Here is a 3,190-nt window from a genome sequence, read left to right on the forward strand (position 1 = left end):
CGGCTGTCATGATCCTTGACGCCGAGAAAGCACTGTCCCGTGCGGAAAGACTCATTGGCCGCTATCGTCGTCATCCATATATCTATGCCGAATCTTGACACGTTGTTGTCCCAGTAAGCCCAGTCCAGAAAATACCTCACAAGAGGAGCTCTCATACCGAAATCTCCGCCTATGGGCTGCCGCAGGCGCTGGCCGTAAAGGGCTCTCGTCAAAGGATATGTTATCAGGTTTGTTATCGTGCCGTCCCTGTAATCCCTGACATAGTAAGGCGTGATGAAATCGAATTCTCCCGCCAGCAGCGGAGTGCCGAGATCCCTCAGCCATTCGGGGTTTATGCTTTTCAGATCGGCGTCAAAGAGCATCAGCACCTTTGCTTTGAGGATACGCGCGGCTTCCATGATCGCCCTTAAAGCCATCCCCTTTCCAGCGAGTCCCCTGTATGTCGTGCACACCTTTTCGGATGAGGCGCTCTTGAATTTATCAAAAGCTATGTCCAGCGTGCGGTCGGTGGAATTGCCGTCTGAGACCATTATAACGGACTTTGACTTCGGGAAATATTTTGACAGTCCCTTATCTACGGTTTTGAGAACTCCGAGTATGCTCTTCTCATTGTTGAAAGACGGTATGCCGACAAGTATGTCGACATGCTTCATCGCCCGGAGCTGTTGATGTATATTCGATCCTAAGCTGGACTTCATTTAAGGCCCCTCAGAAGAAAATGCAGTATAGCCTTCTGTAGATGCATCCTGTTGTGCGCCTGCGCGAACACTATAGAGTTGGAGGAGTCCATCACCTCGTCGGTGAGTTCCTGTCCCCTGCGCGCCGGAAGGCAATGCATGACGGAAACATTTGCCGAAGCCTTGTCCAGCAGTTCCCTGTTAACCTGATACCTGCCGAAAAGTTTTTTTCTCTCCGCCTCTTCGCCCTCGTCGCCCATACTGGCCCACACATCGGTGTAAATAAATTCGGCGTCTTTCATGTATCCGGGGTCTATCTCACTGGACGAATAAATACCCGGATTCACTTTTTTGACAGCTTCAAATTCAGACTCGTCAAACATGAATTTCTCAGGACAGATAATTCCGAATCTGTATTTGATTATTCCCGAAAGGTTGAGAAGTGACCGGCTCACATTGTTGGAATCCCCCACGAATACCAGTTTGACTTTGCTGAAGTCAAAATCAATAACGCTTTTTTCATCCAGCCCCTTTTTCTCACAGACCGTGAAAATATCGGCCAGCGCCTGACAGGGATGGAAGGATTTTGAAAGGCCGTTTATGGCAGGAACAGAGCCGTGTTCCGCGAGGCCCTGCACATCCGAATCGCTCGTCGAGCGTATCATTATCGCGTCCACATAGCCGGAAAGGGTTTTGGCCGTGTCGCCTATCGTCTCGCCCCGCGAGAGCTGAAGCTCTGCGCCCGAAAGGTTTATCGCCTCCCCTCCGAGCTGATACATCCCCGCCTCAAAAGACACCCTCGTCCTCGTGGAGGGCTTCTGGAATATCATGGCCAGTATTTTCCCCTTCAGCGCGCCGGCATAGGCGCTCTGATTTTTCTTTATCCTGAAAGCGAGCGCGAAAAGTTCCCGCACCTCGGTTTCGCTAAGATCCGTCACCTCAATAATGTCTCTTTTTTTCATGATTCCGTCCTGTGTCGTAAATATTTATTCGTTCTCAAACGCGACGATCCGGCAGATGCACGATTCACCGCCCTGGAATTTCCACGGGAAACAGCCTATTATCGTTCGCCTGTTTAGCAGTTGGTCGATCTCGCCGCCCAAATTCTCGGCGTGGATGATGTCCTGCGGAAAAAGCCTCACATGCATGAGCTGATAATGGTCCTCGGGGAACATCTTGTCCAGATGTTTGCCGTGTTTCTTTTTCAGGTAGGTGTCGCACTTTGCCGCTTCCTTGGGCATCCAGTCTTTTATCTTCGTGTTCATGGGATGATCCGCAGAACCGCAGTCAACGCCCAGCCAGTGCAGTTTCTTTTTCTCGCACCACTCGGCGAACTCCATCATCGGCCCGGGATGCCTGACCATATACCTCACCTCGTCGGCTTCCGGCTGGTCCCAGGCGTATTTGTGATAGCCCGTGTTGATGATGACGATATCGCCTTCCTTCACTTCAACCCTGTCCTCAATATCTTTTGAGGTGTAGATCCCGTAATCCTCGGCTATATCCGAAAGATCCACGATGACGCCGGGGCCGTAAAGAAAGCCGTTCAAAGGCAGAGAAGCTATGTCCTTGCCGTGAGTACAGAAATGCAGCGGGCCGTCCAGATGCGTGCCGACATGATTGGAATGCGTCAGCAGCTGGCCGTTGGCGCCGTTGGGCGCGAGCCTCTTGAAGAATTTTATCTGCAGGGGTTCGTAAGTCGGCCAGGCCGGAGTCAGATGACTGATGGGCTGCGATAAATCGTAAAGTTTCATAATATTTCCTCCATAGCGGGACAGTATAGCTCTCCCTAACACTACCTAAAGCATATTCCCGCGATTATATCATATACGCGCTGTTTTTTCCAAATTTCCCAATATAGACATCGCCCGATTCCCCGGAAAGCTCATTTTTAATATAAAGATGCTGCCCTTAGACACCTGCCTGCCACGGCGGACTTTCAGCTCCGGATAGCCCCCATTCGTATTCTCGCAGGAAATTTCCGCGGGGAATATGATATAATAAATTCCGTGATTATCGTTTAACGCGAAAGGGGAAAATATGGTGGAAATAGGAAATTTCAATAAATTGAAAGTGGTGAAGCATGTGGATTTCGGCGTCTATCTCGACGGCGGCGAGCTGGGCGAGATACTCATGCCCATAAGATATGTGCCCGAGGGATGCAAAGACGGCGACATCGTCGAGGTTTTCGTGTACAGGGACTCCGAAGACCGCGTCATAGCGACAACCGAACAGCCCCTCGCACGGATAGAGGAATTCGCTTTTCTGAAAGCCGTCACGGTCAACAACATAGGCGCTTTCCTCGACTGGGGCCTGATGAAAGATCTCTTCGTGCCCTTCCGCGAACAGGAAAAGAAGATGGAGGAAGGAAAATCCTATGTCGTAAAAATATATCTGGACAAAAAAAGCGACCGCATCGCGGCGTCCTCGCGCCTCACCCGCTTCCTCGACCAGTCACCCGCCGATTACAAAGAGGGACAGAGTGTAGAGCTGCTGGTGTGCGGAGCCACCGA

General features: G+C 51.0%; 4 protein-coding genes. 1 reads left to right on the plus strand and 3 read right to left on the minus strand.

The annotated features are described in order from the left end of the window. From FP827_02570 to FP827_02580, 3 genes are all read right to left on the minus strand, one after another. On the minus strand, window positions 1-698 hold a 698-nt coding region (locus tag FP827_02570), incomplete at its 3' end, for a glycosyltransferase (protein ID MBA3051967.1). After that, window positions 695-1,639: an ornithine carbamoyltransferase gene (gene argF, locus FP827_02575; protein MBA3051968.1), complete on the minus strand. Its 945-nt coding sequence runs from the start codon at window positions 1,637-1,639 to the stop codon at window positions 695-697. The genes argF and FP827_02570, both read right to left, overlap by 4 nt. Window positions 1,640-1,663: 24 nt before the next feature. Continuing rightward, window positions 1,664-2,431, minus strand: coding sequence for a cyclase family protein (locus FP827_02580; GenBank protein MBA3051969.1), 768 nt, complete (start codon window positions 2,429-2,431; stop codon window positions 1,664-1,666). Between the two features lie 286 nt (window positions 2,432-2,717). Between FP827_02580 and FP827_02585 the strand changes: the two genes are divergently transcribed. Next, on the plus strand, window positions 2,718-3,190 hold a 473-nt coding region (locus FP827_02585), incomplete at its 3' end, for a GntR family transcriptional regulator (protein ID MBA3051970.1).

Source organism: Candidatus Omnitrophota bacterium, from assembly GCA_013791745.1.
In the GTDB taxonomy this organism is placed as follows: Bacteria; CG03; CG03; order CG03; family CG03; genus CG03.